We start from the raw sequence: 14,545 nt of genomic DNA, 5'->3' as shown, positions 1-14,545 counted from the left end.
CGACAGCTTTTCAAGCATTCCGCCCTTTTCACAGCAGAATAGTGTTAACGAACACCATTTTCCATCAGCTACCACCAACAACCGCGCCGCGATCACTCACCGATATCTTCGTTCCAGACGTCCGGCTGCTCGCGAATGAAGGTCGCCATCAGCTCGCGGCAGCGCGCGTTGTCGACCACATCGACCTTGACGCCCAGGCCACGCAGGTGGTCTTCCGCGCCCATGAAGGTGTGGTTCTCACCGACCACGACATGCGGGATACCGTAGAGCTGGATGGCACCGCTGCACATCGGGCACGGTGACAGCGTGGTGTAGAGCACGGATTCACGATAGACGCTGGCCGGCAGGCGACCGGCGTTTTCCAGTGCATCCATTTCACCATGCAACACCGTGCTGCCCTTCTGCTGGCGCTGATTGTGGCCACGACCGATGATCTTGCCATCATGGACGAGTACCGAGCCGATCGGCACGCCGCCAGCCGCATAGCCCTTTTCCGCCTCTTCAATGGCGGCCTGCAGGAAGCGCTCATGATCGGTAGTCATTGCTGTCATCGTCTTGCTCCAGATGCGGTGAATATTCAGTGGAGCGGCAGCCTACTGCCACTCACTGCTCGGCACAATACACTCAGCCCAGGCCCGCTTCGCCTGTCATCATCTGACGGGCGCGTCTCAGCCCTTCATTGCTGGCATTGGTGGGCTCGCCGACTTCAGTGGCAAGCTCGCGGAAACTGCCCATGGCACCCAGCAAGGCAGAGGCCTCGTAGGGAATGAAGACGCGATCACCTTCGCGCGCCATGTCCGGCAGCACCTGCAGATATTTCTGGCCCAGCATGTAGCCGACCACCAGCTGCGGGTCTTCCGCACCGATGGCATCGCGCAGCTGATAGATGGCCTGACGCTCACCTTCGGCGCGCAGAATCGCGGCCTGCTTGTCACCCTCGGCACGCAGTACCGAAGATTGCTTCTCGCCCTCGGCGGTCGCGATGGCAGCTTCGCGCTGGCCATTGGCCTCGGTCACCGTGGCGCGACGCTTGCGCTCGGCAGCCATCTGCAGCCGCATGGCGTCCTCGACTTCCTCAGGCATGCTGATGTCCTGGATCTCGACGCGCGTCACCTTGACGCCCCACTTGTCACCGACCTCATCCATGGTGATCTGCAAGGCGTCGTTGACCTCCTTGCGGCTCTCGAAGAGCTTGTCGAGCTCCATGCGACCGATCTCGGAGCGCAGGCTGGTCTTGGCCAGAACCTCGACGGCCTGGGTGAAGTTCTCGACTTCATAGACGGCGCGCTTGGGATCGACGATCTGGAAGTAGAGCGCGCCATTGACGGTCACGGTGACGTTGTCCGTCGTCACCACGCTCTGGCCGGGGAAGTCCATCACCGTCTCGCGGCGATCGATGCGCGTCTCCTCCACCACCAAGGGCAGATTGTCGCCCTTGACCTCACGATAGCGACGAATGGTGATCGAGCGCGGCTTGTCGATGAACGGAATCACCAGATTCACGCCGGATTCCAGTGTGCGGCTGTAGCTGCCGAGGCGTTCGATGACGACGGCTTCTGACTGCTGGACGATCATCAATCCCTTGGCCAGCAGGATTACCACCAGCGCCAGTATGAAAAGAATGATGATGAGTCCCGGACTGATAATCATATTGCTCAACTCCCTTGAACTGGGCCGTATCCGCAAGCCCTTGTGAGATATCCGATCACGCTTGACCCGCTGCCACCACGACCGCGCCGTCGAGCCGCGATCTCATGGCGTCTTTGTGTCACTTCCTTTCGAGACAGTCGCTACTCCACAGACTCCTTCGAGACAGGCTCGACACAGACGGTGATGCCTTCGACGCTGACGATCCTGACCGTGTCCCCCGCTGCCGGCGGCGTCTCCCCCTCCCAGCGTAGCGGATACTCATTGCCTGACACGCGTACGGCAGGTTTTCCGCCGTTGCCGATGATCACCTTGGCCAGCTGCCCGGTCTCCGCGCCGCTGCCCAGGGTGCCGTAGGGCGTCTTGGGCAACAGATAGGGATGGATCTTGCGCACGAACAGCGGCACCAGCACCAGGGCCGTGATCGCGACGCTGATCAACTGGATGTTTAGCCCCGCCCCCAGCCCCGCCGCCAGAGCGCCCCCGAGGGCACTGACACCCAGTGCCAGCAACACGAACTGCGCGCCCAGCAGCTCAAGCCCCGCCAGAATCAACGCGAGGATGACCCAGATATGCCACGCCGCCAAACCGACCATGCAATCACTCCCTGAAGTCCTGACTCCCGCCCTGCGCGGCCGAGAGATTGGAAGAATACGCTGCCACCAACGCAACGAGCGCAGCCTGAGTAAACCCCAGACTGCGCTCGTGTACCAGCCAGCCCACATGGCTCAGCCAGCGCTCAATGGCCCATCTGCGGGCTCATGAGTGTGTCAGCAGGGCGGCGTCCTGCGGGGCGACCAGACGCAGAGCGCCGGGAATCAGCTGGAATTCGCTGTTCTCGATCAGGTAGCTCTCGCCATCGAGATTCACCGGCAGCGACTCACCACGATAGTGCAGCGCGTCAGTGCGCACATAACGCACGAAATGGCCGTTGTCGGGGAGCGACTCCAGCTCCTCGATCACCTCACCCACCCGCGCGATGGGGAAGTCGCGGATCACCAGCACATCGAAGCAGCCATCATCGAGCAGCGCCCGAGGCGCCAGCTCCTGACCGCCGCCCGCCTGACGACCATTGCCGATCGCCAGTACGAACAACGCCAGCTCCTCCTCCACCCCATTGAGGGTCACGCTGCCACGATAGGGACGGAAGTCCCACGCCTTGAGCACACCCATCAACGAATAGGCCCCGCCACCGAACAGCTTCTTGAGGCCACCGGGCGTCGAGCGCGTCACCTCGGCGCCGAAACCTGCCGAGGCCATGTTGAGGAAGTAGGCATCATCCAGCCGCACCACATCGACGGCTCGCGCCGCGCCTTCACAGGCCAGCGCCAGCGATTCCGTCACCGGCTCGGGGATGCCGAGCGAGGTCGCCAGGTCATTGGCGGTGCCCAACGGCAGGATCGCGACTTCCGGACGCTTCGCGAGTGGATGCTGCATCAATGCATTGGCTATCAGATTGAGGGTGCCGTCACCGCCGCCAACGACCAGCCGCGTGACGCCTTCATCGACCGCCTCGCGCACCAGCCTCGCGACATCATCTCCCTCGAAGGTCAACCGCACTTCAAGCCCTGCCATACGCTCACGCTGAGCGAAGATGGCCTCACGCAGCTCCGGCTGCTGAGCCTTGTCTCCGTTGAGTATCACGCGCACACGCGCCGCTGATTCCATGGTGCCTCCTTGGCGACATGCGGATCGAGCGACAAGCATACTCTGGTCGGGGGCCTTCAATGAACCATCTCTGCCCTGCGGCCCGCCTCTGGCGCCAGCCAGCGAATCCTCCATGCCCGTCCAGTCCCATCGGGCAGTCTTACCGACTAGACGCCCGGCTGACGTCGCGCACCCAGCAGCAGCAACGGCAGCACCATCACCACGCTGATGAGCAACAGTCCCTGCTGAGGGGCGAGCGGCGTATTGAGCAGCGCCGTTGCCACCACTGCCGAGCCGCCGAGCTGGATGCTGCCGAGTAGCGCCGCAGCGGTGCCGGCACGCTCAGCGAAGGCCTCCAGCGCCAGGCTTGATGCCGCGCCGAGTGCCAGCGAGAAGCCGACCGACAGCACTGCCACCGGCACCATGAAGGCAGCGGCTGACAGTGGCAGCCAGGCGAAGGCCGCGCCCTGCATCAGGCCGGAGAGCAGGATGATCGCCAGCCCCAGACGCACGGTGGGCTGACGGCCGAGGCGCGTGATCACGCGCGGTGCGAAGAAGAAGGTGATGATATTGATCACGGCATTGCCGCCGAACAGGGCACTGAAGACCAGCTCGGAGTGACCGAGGCGCTCGACCAGCAGCTCGGAGGACGACGACACATACAGCAGGATGGCGCTCATCGCGGCCATCGCGACCAGCGCCTGATACAGGAAGCGCCAGCTGGTCAACACGGGGCGGTAGCGCGCCCAGTTGTACAGCGGACGCTCCACGACCGTCGTGGCAGGACGCGTCTCGCCAAAGCTCTTCCACGCCATCAGGCCGACGCACAGCGCGAAGGCGGCCATGAACAGGAAGTTGGAGCGCCAGCCGAACTGCACCGCCAGCAGACCGCCCAGCACCGGCGCCAGCGCCGGAATGATGCACAGCGCACCATTCAGATAGCTGTACATCCTGGCGCCCTGCTCCGGCGTGTAGCAGTCACGCACGGCCGCGAAGGCCACCGTCACCGTGGCGCATGCCCCCAGCCCCTGCAGGATACGCCCGAGATACAGCATGCTGATGTCCTGTGCCAGCACGGCGACCATCGCGCCGACGAGGTAGACCGTCGCGCCGCCCAACAGCGCCGGACGTCGTCCGTAGAGGTCCGTCAACGGGCCGACCAGAATCTGCCCGACACCCACAGCGCCCAGAAACAGCGTCACCGTCATCTGCATCACATCGGTGGGCTGGGCAAATTCGCGCGCCATCGCCGGCAGTGAGGGCAGATAGATATCGATCGCCAGCGGCGAGAACATCACGCAGCCGACCAGCAGCAACAGCAATAGTCGTGCGTTGGGCATGGGCCTTGCGGCAGCAGAGGAAGACACGGACATGGATAATCTCGAGAGTCAGAAGCCAAGGGCGGCCCGACAGAGGGCCATCAAGAATCCGCAGAGCCTAGCGCCTGCGACTTATGAAGCAAAATGATATTATTTCAGGCCTGATATTCCACTGGAGAAACTCATGAGCGCGACTGCTCCGCAGACACCCGCAAGGCCGGTTGGTGCCCAGTCTCCAGCCGCGTCTTCACTGCCTGCGTCTTCGGGCTCAGCGCCAGCGGCCACGCCCTTCAACACGCGCATCGACCTCAATCTGCTGCAGGTGCTGCAGGTGCTGCTGGAAGAGTGCAGCGTGACGCGCGCGGCGGGCCGTCTTCACCTCTCGCAGTCTGCCGTCAGCAAGAGTCTGGCACGCCTGCGCGTGATGTTTGATGACGCCCTTTTCATTCGCGAACGCCATGGTCTGCGCCCCACGGCGCGTGCACTGTCATTGCGTGGTGAACTGGCCGAGCTGCTCTCGCGTCTCGAGAATCTGAGCGCCCCTGCCACCTTCACCCCCGCTACCAGCCAGCGGCGCTTTCAGCTGGCAGTGCTGGAAAGCGCCTGGGCGACCCTGATGCCGTCCTGCACGCGCACACTGACCGATGCGCTGCCGCATGGCAGCCTCGAGATCAGCCGCTGGCAGGCCGATTGTCTGAGCCTGATGGAAAAGGGCCAGCTGGATATCGGGCTTGCCGGACACGATCACAGCGCCGAGACCCCGGGCGAGCCGCCTGCCCTCCCCGCTGGCTTCCAGTCGCGCCTGCTGTGGCGCGACGACCATGTGATTCTGGTGCGGCATGATCATCCGCTCACGCGGCGCCAGACACCGATGACGCTGAGTGAATTCGCGGCCTTGAGTCATGTCCAGGCCACCTGCGAAGGACGCTCACGCTGGTCGCTGGATGAGCGGTTGGAGCAGCACGGCGCACCACGCCGCATCAGCGTGCTGGTGCCGGATTTCCGCGATGCCCTGAGCATCGTCGCGCACAGCGAGCTGGTGTTCTGCGCCCCCAGAAGCTTTGCCCAGGCCAGCAGCGAGCTGCATGGACTGGCGATCCTTGAGCTACCGATGCGCCTGCCCGCGCTCAGCTACCGCTTGATCTGGCATGCCAGCCACGAGCAGGACCCCGGGCACCGCTGGTTGCGACAGTCCCTGCTGACGCATATTCGCAACGCGCATGGGGAAGACGCCGAGGCCGCTGAGCTCTAGAATGGCCCCATTGTAAATTCGCCACCCGCCCTGCGGCACTGGCGCCGATACCCGCACGTCCCATGAGGTTCTGCCATGCGCTCCATCATCCGCCTGTTCTTCCGCACCCTGCGTCTGGTGCTGGCTCCCTTCATGCTGCTCAGCGAGAAGCTGACCCGTGGCAGCGCGCTCGAGCGCAGCCCCGCCCAGCAGGCCGAGGTGGACGCCGAGACGGCCAAACTGGCGCTGTATCAGTTCTCGACCTGCCCGTTCTGCATCAAGGTGCGCAAGCGCATGCATCAGCTGAACCTGAACGTCGAGCAGCGCGACACCCAGCACAACGCCACTCACCGCCAGGCCCTCGAACAGGGTGGCGGTCGCGTCAAGGTGCCGTGCCTGCTGATCACCCATGACGATGGGCGCGAAGAGTGGATGTACGAATCCGACACCATCAATGCCTACCTGCAGGAGCGCTTCGGCAGCGCCGCCTGACAGGATACCGGCTGATACGACGCAGACCGCAAGAGGCCGCTCATGAGAGCGGCCTCTTGCGGTCTGGTGAGCGCGATCACGCGCGCTTGGGTGTCTCTCTTCTGCTTACCGTCTTGCCCACCTTCTGCCTCTCATCAGGCCAGCGCCTGCGAGACGGATGCCCGCTTGAGGCGAGCCGCCTGGCGCATCCGATCCATCGCCCACACCATCGCCAGCGTCAGCGCGACGGCCCCCAGGGTATGCGCCAGCGCCAGATCCAGCGGCAACCACCACAGCACATTGGCGATTCCCAAGCCTGCCTGCACCAGCCAACACCCCAGCGCCCAGCGCCAGGGGTTGTCAGGCGCCGCCTTCCGCGCCGGCAAGTGGCGGCGCTGGCGCCAATACAGCGCCAACAGCACCGCCCCCAGCAGCACGGCCCCGCCACGGTGCGCCATGTGGATGGCCGTGCGCGCCTCACCATGCAGCTGCCCGTGCAGATAACTGGGGCCGACATCCTGGGTCAGGTGGAAGCCCTCTCCCCAGTCCATCGCCGGCCATGCGGCACCATTGCAGGTCGGGAAACCTTCACAGGCAAGCCCGGCATAATTGCTCGAGGTCCAGCCCCCCAGGGCCAGCTGCCCCAGCAGCAGAGCCGCGGCCAGAGTGGCCAGCCAGGGCTGACGCCGGATGTGCGCTGCATCAGCGCCCGCCGTGTGTTGCTCAGCTGTCACCTTGAGGTGCGCCGCCCGCCGTCTGAGTGATAGCCACAGCAACAGCAGCAGGCTCAATACGCTCAGACCGCCCAGCAGATGCAGCGTCACCACCTGCGGCCACAGCTTCAGCGTCACGGTAAAGGCCCCGAACGCGCCCTGGACCAACAGCATGCCCAACAACAGCCAGCAGCCGGCCAGGGGAAAACGCGTGCGCGCCTCCGCGCCCCAGTGATCAGTCACCTTTGCCTCGCCGCTGCCACCCTCAAAGGCCTGCGACTGATGAGCCTCCCGACGGCGTATCCGCCAGCCCAGTGCGAGCAATACGATTGCCGCAAGCCCGAGCAGACTCGCCGCATAGCGATGGATCATCTCCGCCCACGCCTTGTAGCCTTCAAGCGGATGATGCGGGCTATGCAGACTCGCCGTCTGGGCATCCGGCACGACCAGAGCGCCATAACAGCCCGGCCAGTCGGGGCACCCCAGACCGGCGTCCACCAGCCGCGTCCAGGCTCCCAGCCCGATCACCAGAATGACCAATCCCAGCATGCTGGCGACCAGTTGCTGGCTGCTGCGCCACAGGCGTGCCGTCACCCGCCGGCTCGCCTCCTGCCGGGCGGCAGGGCCATGCACCAGATCAGACGTCAGCTCAGGCGTCGCCATCGAGAAGGCCTGCGCGGCGGCAGCTTCATCAGTGGTGGCGTGACGCAGAAATGGCGGCCGAGGCAGCAACGCCGCCCCTCGTTGGCGAGCTCGCGAGACGGCGCAGGCCCGCGGTGGATAGCGCTTCTGTATGGCGAGGCGAGACATGGCATATCTCCCTGGTGAAGCGAAAGAAGATCACGCGCGGCCTGGCGAGGCTTGGTCTGGAGAGGTCCGGCCTGGCGAGGCGCTAACTATCGAGGTCCGACCTGGCTAGGCGCTAACTATCGAGGTCCGACCTGGCTAGGCGCGACCTATCGAGGAGCAACCGGATTACGCTTGAGCAGCCGGCGCACATCCTTCATCACGGCCTGCGGCGTGATCTCGGGCCCGTAGGCGACCACGACCTGCCCATGAGGGTCGATCAGGCGCAACTGGTGCGACGCGGAAGTGGCATCGTTCGGTGCCGGCCAGCGCCCGAGCGCCCGTTGCTCGCCCGGCACCCGGGGATGCACAAAGGTCTTTTCAGCCACCACCAGGCGGCCCAGGCGTGGCGCCTCCTTGCCAAGTGCGCGATGCAGGCGCCACCAGCGCTCGGCCTGCGCCGCGGCCAGCTGCGGCTGGTTCGGCTCCGGCCAGCTGAGCCAGAAACGCTGTTCATCCGCGCCTCGGGCGGCCAGCGGCGGCATGCCGGGAGCCTCCTTCGCGCTAACAGCACCGTCAGTCGCGTTTCCTGTGGCGTTTTCGGTGACGTTGTCAGTGGCGTTCTCTGTCACGAGGTAGTCGAGCGACCAGTCCGTGAGCGGCTTGACCTTTGGCAACAGGGCACCGTTTGCCACCCGCCCCTCGGGAATCCCGACCTGTGCGCTCAGCATGGCCCACGCCAAGGGCAGCGGGGCGGACAACAGCCCCAGCAAGGCCACGAGTTTCAGACGCTGTCGCATCACGTGTGTCATCGCTCTCCTCCTGACGACGGCTTCCCTGCTTGCCCGGGTGTGCGGACAACAGACTCAAGACATAAGCACCAGACGCTAGGCCTGGCGCTGACGCAGCGCGGACTGGCGTTGACGGCGCGCGCCCAGAATCATGACCACCGCCGCCCCCAGGCTGAGTCCCAGCCACTGCAGCGCATAGGCGTAATGACGCTCCGGCGTCATGTTGCTCGGCTGCCACCAGGGCAGGAATCGCCCCTCCCCGCTCGTCTGGTGCAGAACACCCGCAAAGGCCGGTGTGCCCAGCGCCTGCCAGGCGCTCAGATCGACCTGCTGCAGGCGCTGCCCCTCGCGATTGGGGCCGAACAGTGGGCCACCACTGTTGCCCTGGCCGTTCAACCACTGCCAGCGACCACTGATCACCCCGGAGCCTGTCGGGGTCGTGAACTCCGGGTCACTGCGCGGGGCCGGCGATGCCACGAAGCCACGCTCCACCAGCCACCAGCGGCCATCCAGCGTTCGGAAGGGCGTGAGCACCGCCACGCCATGGCGCTTGTCCAGCGTGCGGTTGTCCAGCAGCAGGCTGTGTTCCGCGAGCCACTCGCCGCGCAGCTCGATCAGGCTGGCACTGGCGGGCGGTGCCGTCGGCATCACCAGCTCCGGCGCGCTGGCGGTATCCTCCAGATGCTGGGCACGCGCCTGGCCACGCATCACCTGCCAGCTGCACAGACACAGACCGAGCACGATCAGGCATCCCCAGAACAGCCACCAGCCGCGTCCGACCTGGCGCTCCTGCGTCGGCACCGTTGAAGACCCCTGCGCCGCTGGCACTGACTTGCGCTTGTCAGCCGGATGAGCTCGACTGTCACAAGCGAGTGCCGCGCTGTGCTCACCCGCCACTGTCTGCGCCCCGGGAGGTGACATGCTGCTCAAATCGCTGATCGCACTGGTCTTTATCGGCATGCTGGCAAGCCTGGTCGCCGGCGCCGGTTTTCTGCTGCGCGATGGCAGCCGCAGTCGACGCCTGCTGACCTCTCTCAAATGGCGGGTTGGCCTGGCAGTGTGTCTGGTGATTCTGCTGGTCATTGGCTTCTCCACCGGAATGCTGGACTGACATCACGCCGCGTGCTGTCAGAACACATAGACGAACAGGAACAGACCGATCCACACCGCATCGACGAAGTGCCAGTACCAGGCAGCCGCTTCGAAGGCGAAGTGACGTTCACTCGAGAAGTGGCCGCGTATCACGCGCACCAGCATCACGATCAGAATCAGGGTGCCGATGGTGACGTGCAGACCATGAAAACCGGTCAGCAGGAAGAAGGTGCCGCCATAGACCCCCGCCTGCAGCGTCAGCCCCAGGTGGTGCCAGGCCTCGTAGTATTCGATGCCCTGCAGGGTCAGAAAGCACAGCCCCAGTACCACGGTGCCCGCCAGCCAGTTGCGCGCCGTGCGCCGAAACTCCATCTTCAGCGCTTCATGCGCCACCGTCAGCGTGACGCTGGAACTGACCAGCAACAGCGTGTTGGCCAGCGGCAGCTGCCAGGGCGACAGCAGCTCTCTGGGCCCGGCGATGCTGGCATCCGGCGGCGTCATCAGGGGCCAGCTGGCGGTGAAGTCCGGCCACAGCAACGCCGTCACTCCCTTGGCGCCCTCACCATCGAGCCAGGGCAGCGCGAAGGTTCGCAGATAGAACAGCGCCCCGAAGAAGGCCGCGAAGAACATCAATTCCGAAAAGATGAACCAGGCCATGCCCCAGCGGAACGAGCGGTCCATCTGGTCATCGTAGAGGCCGCCCATCGACTCGCGCACCACATCCCGAAACCAGCCCGCCATCACCAGCACAACGGCCAGCAGGCCGATGCCTGACAACCAGGCGGCGCTGCCGTGCACCATCCAGATTCCGGTGCCGATCATCATGCCGCCCACCGCCAGCACGCCGAAGATGGGCCAGGCACTGTGGGCCGGGACGTAATAGCTGCCACTGCTCATGTTTCACCTCCTGCAGAATTCTCTGCACCATCGTCCCCCGCGGATGACGGCGTCATGACCGGATAGAGCGTGTACGCCAGGGTCAGATCACGAATGCCCTCCGGAAGGTCAGGGTCGACCTGAAAGACCAGCGGCAGCTCGCGCCGCTCGCCTGCTGCCAGCGTCTGCTCCTGGAAGCAGAAGCACATGATCTTGCGCAGATGCAGTGAGCCCTCGGCAGGACTGACACTGGGGACCGCGCGGCCACGCACCGGATAATCGGCATGATTGGTGAACACGAAGCGCGCGCTGTACTGGCCACCGGGGTGGATGCGGAACTGCTCATCCAGCGCCTCGAGTGTCCACGGCAGACCCTGCCCCTGCTGGGTGATGAAGCGCACCGAGACCCAGCGGCTCTCGTCGATCTCCATCGCCACCGCGGCCTTGGCCTGACTGGCGGCCTTGCCATTCAGGCCGGTGAGATTGCAGAAGACGTCATAGAGCGGCACCAGCGCGAAGGCGAAGCCCAACATCGCGACCAGCGCCAGCAGCGTGCGCCGCACGGTGCGTGCCACTGCCTGTTGCTGTGCTGCGTGATCGCGTGAGGGCATGTCACTCTCCTGGCCGCTGTCCATCGCTCAGCGGATGATCTGGCCATCGCGGGTCTGCGGGGGAATCTCGAAGGTGTGCAGCGGCGCCGGGCTCGGCACGCTCCACTCCAGGTCCACCGCGCCCTCCCAGGCACACGCCGGCGCCCTGACACCGCCGCGCGCGCACTTGACGATCACGACCAGGAACAGCAGCTGCGAGATACCGAACAGGAAGGCGCCGATGCTGGACAGCATGTTGAAGTCGGCGAATTGCAGCGCGTAATCCGGAATGCGGCGCGGCATGCCGGCCAGCCCCGAGAAGTGCATCGGGAAGAAGGTCAGGTTGACGCCGATGACCGACAGCCAGAAATGCCACTTCGAGAGCCCCTCGTGGGGATAGAAGCCGGTCCACTTGGGCAGCCAGTAGTAGGCTCCGGCGAGAATCGCGAACAGCGCGCCGGGCACCAGCACATAGTGGAAATGCGCCACCACGAAGTAGGTGTCGTGGTACTGGAAATCCGCCGGGGCGATGGCCAGCATCAGGCCCGAGAAGCCGCCGATGGTGAACTGGACGATGAAGGCGATCGCAAACAGCATCGGGGGCTCGAAGCTGATGGAGCCGCGGAACATGGTGGCGATCCAGTTGAAGACCTTCACGCCGGTCGGCACCGCGATCAGCATCGTCGTGTACATGAAGAACAGTTCCGCCACCAGTGGCAGGCCGACGGCGAACATGTGATGCGCCCAGACCAGGAAGGACATGATCGCGATGGAGCCGGTGGCGTAGACCATCGAGGCGTAACCGAACAATCGCTTGCGCGAGAAGGTCGGCACGATGGCGGACACGATGCCGAAGGCCGGCAGGATCATGATGTAGACCTCGGGATGCCCGAAGAACCAGAACAGATGCTGGAACAGCACCGGGTCGCCGCCACCGGCGGCATTGAAGTAGCTGGTGCCGAAGTTGATGTCGAACAGCATCATGGTGATGGCACCCGCCAGCACCGGCATCACCGCGATCAGCAGGAAGGCGGTGATCAGCCAGGTCCAGACGAACAGCGGCATGTCCATCAGGCGCATGCCCGGGGCACGCAGATTGAGGATGGTGGCGATGATGTTGATGGCGCCGAGAATCGAGCTGATGCCGGCGATGTGCAGCGAGAAGATGAAGAAGCTGGTCGAAGGCGGCGCATAGGTGGTGGACAGCGGCGCGTAGAAGGTCCAGCCGAAGTTGGGGCCACCGCCCTCCATCAGCAGGGTGGAGAGCAGCAACAGGAAGGCGACCGGCAACAGCCAGAAGCTGAAGTTGTTGAGGCGCGGCAGCGCCATGTCGGGCGCGCCGATCTGCAGCGGAATCATCCAGTTGGCCAGCCCGGTGAAGGCCGGCATGATGGCGCCGAACACCATGATCAGCCCGTGCATGGTGGTCATCTGGTTGAAGAACTCCGGCTGCACCATCTGCAGGCCGGGCTGGAACAGCTCGGTGCGGATCACCAGCGCCATGATGCCGCCGATGAACAGCATGCTCAGCGAGAAGATCAGATAGAGGGTGCCGATATCCTTGTGATTGGTGGTCAGCAGCCAGCGCAGCATGCCGCGCGGCGCGCTGCCGTGGCCCTCGCCCACATGAGCGCCGCCTGCGGTGGCCCCCTCGCTCTCGCTGGCCTGAAGTACCGCCTTGCGTGGCTGTTCACTGGCCATGACACGCCTCCTGAATGCGTCGCTTGCACGCTATTGAGACAGCTGTTCCTTGATGACGGCTGGCTGCACCAGCTCGCCGGTATCGTTGCCCCAGGCGTTGCGCTCATAGGTGATGACAGCCGCCAGCTCGACCGGGCTCAGCACATCGGCGAAGGCCGCCATGGGCGTGCCCGCCTTGCCGTTGACCACGATATCGATGTGCGCCTGGATGTCCTGGGTGACGATGGCACTGCCCACCAGCGAGGGGAACGCCGGCGGCATGCCCTGGCCATCCGGCTGGTGGCAGGAGGCGCAGATGGTGGCGTAGGTCTTCTCGCCCTTCTCCATCAGCTCCTCGAGGCTCCAGTCACGACCGGCATCGTTGAGCGCGGCCTCGGCTTCGGCCTTGCGCGCGATCAGCCACTCATCGAACTCGGCCTCCGGCAACGCCTCGACCACCACCGGCATGAAGCCGTGGTCCTTGCCGCACAGCTCGGTGCACTGGCCACGATAGGTGCCGGGGGTCTCGATACGCGTCCAGGCCTCATTGATGAAGCCGGGGATGGCATCCTTCTTGACGCCGAAGTCCGGCACCCACCAGGAGTGGATGACGTCGGCGGAGGTGGTCAGGAAGCGCACCTTGCGATTGATGGGCAACACCAGCGGGTTGTCGACTTCCAGCAGGTAATGCTCGCCCTTGGTGGCGGTGTTGTTGATCTGCTCGCGCGGGGTCGCGAGGCTTGAGGTGAAGGCGACATCCTCGCCCAGATACTCGTACTGCCAGCGCCATTGATGGCCGGTGATCTTCACGTCCAGCGCCGATTCGGAGGCGTCGTACATGTCCTTGAGCGTGGCGGTGGCAGGCACCGCCATCACCACCAGGATCAACAGCGGGATGGCGGTCCACAGAATCTCGATACGGGTATTTTCATGGAAGCTTGCCGATACCGCACCGCGTGACTTGCGGTGCTTGATCATCGCGTAGCCCATCACACCGAACACCACGATGCCGATGACCACACAGATCCAGAAGATGATCATGTGCAGCGAGTGGATCTCGCGGCTGACCGCGGTGACCCCGACCGGCATGTTGTATTCCACTGCCAGCACCGAAGGGGAAAGGGCTGTCAGTGACAAGGCCGTCAGTGACAGGGTCGTCACTGTACGTCGCAAGCGCAGACGCATTGGCCTGGTGACACGGGAAAGGCATTCCGCGATCCATGACATCGGCGCCTCCTTGTCTTTGTTATCGAGAGCCTCACCCAGATGACGGCGCTGAGCGGCTCCCCGTGCTCCGACTTGCTTCGAGTATAGAAGAGCTTGGCGGAACACAAGGTCGCGTGGATCAACCCACTGATACTCCTTGGTCGCAAGGCAGAGCGAGGCAAAAACGGCTACCCCGCGCGTGATGCCGCCTGAGCACAAGGCAGTGGCGCGCTTCTGCGTTCAGTCCACGCAGAGAGGCGGCGATTGAGTCATTGCCAAGAAGTCGGCTGGCGATATGCCGGCGCGCATCGGGGCGACCAATGGCGAAGTTATATGCGCATTTATCGATGTTAGCGTCACGCCGATCTGCACCAGTGTGTTGAAAGTCTTGCTTGAAAACCCTGACGGAAGGTCTTGCTCGGCGGGCGCTCGACAGCGGCATGTCGAGCTGACAACCGGTACACGCCAGCACGCCCTACTCAATCCATCACCACGC

General features: G+C 64.4%; 15 protein-coding genes. 3 read left to right on the top strand and 12 right to left on the bottom strand.

Going from position 1 to position 14,545, the window contains the following annotated elements:
• Positions 1 to 92: 92 nt before the first annotated feature.
• From LCW13_RS04965 to LCW13_RS04945, 5 genes are all read right to left on the bottom strand, one after another.
• On the bottom strand, positions 93 to 551 hold the full coding sequence (locus tag LCW13_RS04965) for a nucleoside deaminase (RefSeq protein ID WP_373456560.1): 459 nt from the start codon (positions 549 to 551) through the stop codon (positions 93 to 95).
• Between the two features lie 73 nt (positions 552 to 624).
• A complete protein-coding gene (locus LCW13_RS04960) occupies positions 625 to 1,650 on the bottom strand; it encodes an SPFH domain-containing protein (RefSeq protein WP_043337056.1) in 1,026 nt (341 codons plus the stop codon).
• A gap of 140 nt (positions 1,651 to 1,790) precedes the next feature.
• Positions 1,791 to 2,243 (bottom strand): NfeD family protein, encoded by a 453-nt coding sequence (locus LCW13_RS04955; protein ID WP_225347737.1) that lies wholly within the window; start codon positions 2,241 to 2,243, stop codon positions 1,791 to 1,793.
• Between the two features lie 163 nt (positions 2,244 to 2,406).
• Complete coding sequence (gene yegS / locus LCW13_RS04950; protein WP_225347736.1) at positions 2,407 to 3,315, bottom strand: lipid kinase YegS; 909 nt, start codon at positions 3,313 to 3,315, stop codon at positions 2,407 to 2,409.
• 146 nt (positions 3,316 to 3,461) lie between these two features.
• Positions 3,462 to 4,667 (bottom strand): multidrug effflux MFS transporter, encoded by a 1,206-nt coding sequence (locus LCW13_RS04945; protein WP_225347735.1) that lies wholly within the window; start codon positions 4,665 to 4,667, stop codon positions 3,462 to 3,464.
• A gap of 130 nt (positions 4,668 to 4,797) precedes the next feature.
• Here LCW13_RS04945 and LCW13_RS04940 point away from each other — a divergent pair, with 130 nt between their 5' ends.
• Positions 4,798 to 5,865 carry a LysR family transcriptional regulator gene (locus LCW13_RS04940; RefSeq protein WP_225347734.1) on the top strand — a complete coding sequence of 356 codons (1,068 nt, stop codon included), beginning with the start codon at positions 4,798 to 4,800 and terminating at the stop codon, positions 5,863 to 5,865.
• A gap of 75 nt (positions 5,866 to 5,940) precedes the next feature.
• Positions 5,941 to 6,336: a glutaredoxin family protein gene (locus LCW13_RS04935; protein WP_043337063.1), complete on the top strand. Its 396-nt coding sequence runs from the start codon at positions 5,941 to 5,943 to the stop codon at positions 6,334 to 6,336.
• 134 nt (positions 6,337 to 6,470) lie between these two features.
• Here LCW13_RS04935 and LCW13_RS04930 read toward each other — a convergent pair whose 3' ends face one another.
• From LCW13_RS04930 to LCW13_RS04920, 3 genes are all read right to left on the bottom strand, one after another.
• Positions 6,471 to 7,577: a COX15/CtaA family protein gene (locus tag LCW13_RS04930; RefSeq protein WP_225348109.1), complete on the bottom strand. Its 1,107-nt coding sequence runs from the start codon at positions 7,575 to 7,577 to the stop codon at positions 6,471 to 6,473.
• A 407-nt stretch (positions 7,578 to 7,984) separates the two neighbouring features.
• Complete coding sequence (locus tag LCW13_RS04925) at positions 7,985 to 8,626, bottom strand: hypothetical protein (protein ID WP_225347733.1); 642 nt, start codon at positions 8,624 to 8,626, stop codon at positions 7,985 to 7,987.
• Positions 8,627 to 8,701: 75 nt separating this feature from the next.
• The gene (locus tag LCW13_RS04920; RefSeq protein WP_225347732.1) at positions 8,702 to 9,406 is read right to left on the bottom strand and encodes an SURF1 family protein; all 705 of its coding nucleotides are present in this window, start codon (positions 9,404 to 9,406) and stop codon (positions 8,702 to 8,704) included.
• Positions 9,407 to 9,524: 118 nt separating this feature from the next.
• Between LCW13_RS04920 and LCW13_RS04915 the strand changes: the two genes are divergently transcribed.
• Positions 9,525 to 9,716 carry a DUF2909 domain-containing protein gene (locus LCW13_RS04915; protein WP_043337068.1) on the top strand — a complete coding sequence of 64 codons (192 nt, stop codon included), beginning with the start codon at positions 9,525 to 9,527 and terminating at the stop codon, positions 9,714 to 9,716.
• A gap of 17 nt (positions 9,717 to 9,733) precedes the next feature.
• On the opposite strand, the gene LCW13_RS04910 is transcribed toward LCW13_RS04915, so the two are convergent.
• From LCW13_RS04910 to coxB, 4 genes are read right to left on the bottom strand one after another with little or no spacing between them, the layout of a single operon-like run.
• On the bottom strand, positions 9,734 to 10,594 hold the full coding sequence (locus LCW13_RS04910) for a cytochrome c oxidase subunit 3 (RefSeq protein WP_131431479.1): 861 nt from the start codon (positions 10,592 to 10,594) through the stop codon (positions 9,734 to 9,736).
• Positions 10,591 to 11,184 (bottom strand): cytochrome c oxidase assembly protein, encoded by a 594-nt coding sequence (locus LCW13_RS04905; protein WP_225347731.1) that lies wholly within the window; start codon positions 11,182 to 11,184, stop codon positions 10,591 to 10,593. The genes LCW13_RS04910 and LCW13_RS04905 overlap by 4 nt, the downstream gene beginning before the upstream one ends.
• Before the next feature lie 27 nt (positions 11,185 to 11,211).
• Positions 11,212 to 12,864, bottom strand: a complete 1,653-nt coding sequence (gene ctaD, locus LCW13_RS04900; protein WP_107335293.1) for a cytochrome c oxidase subunit I — start codon at positions 12,862 to 12,864, stop codon at positions 11,212 to 11,214.
• A 30-nt stretch (positions 12,865 to 12,894) separates the two neighbouring features.
• Positions 12,895 to 14,070 carry a cytochrome c oxidase subunit II gene (gene coxB / locus LCW13_RS04895; RefSeq protein ID WP_225347730.1) on the bottom strand — a complete coding sequence of 392 codons (1,176 nt, stop codon included), beginning with the start codon at positions 14,068 to 14,070 and terminating at the stop codon, positions 12,895 to 12,897.
• Between the last annotated feature and the right edge of the window lie 475 nt (positions 14,071 to 14,545).

The sequence above is a fragment of the Cobetia amphilecti genome (assembly GCF_020217465.1).
GTDB classification, from domain to species: domain Bacteria; phylum Pseudomonadota; class Gammaproteobacteria; order Pseudomonadales; family Halomonadaceae; genus Cobetia; species Cobetia amphilecti.
The sequence above is the reverse complement of the archived record's forward strand: the minus strand, read 5'-3'. Positions and strand labels throughout refer to the sequence as shown.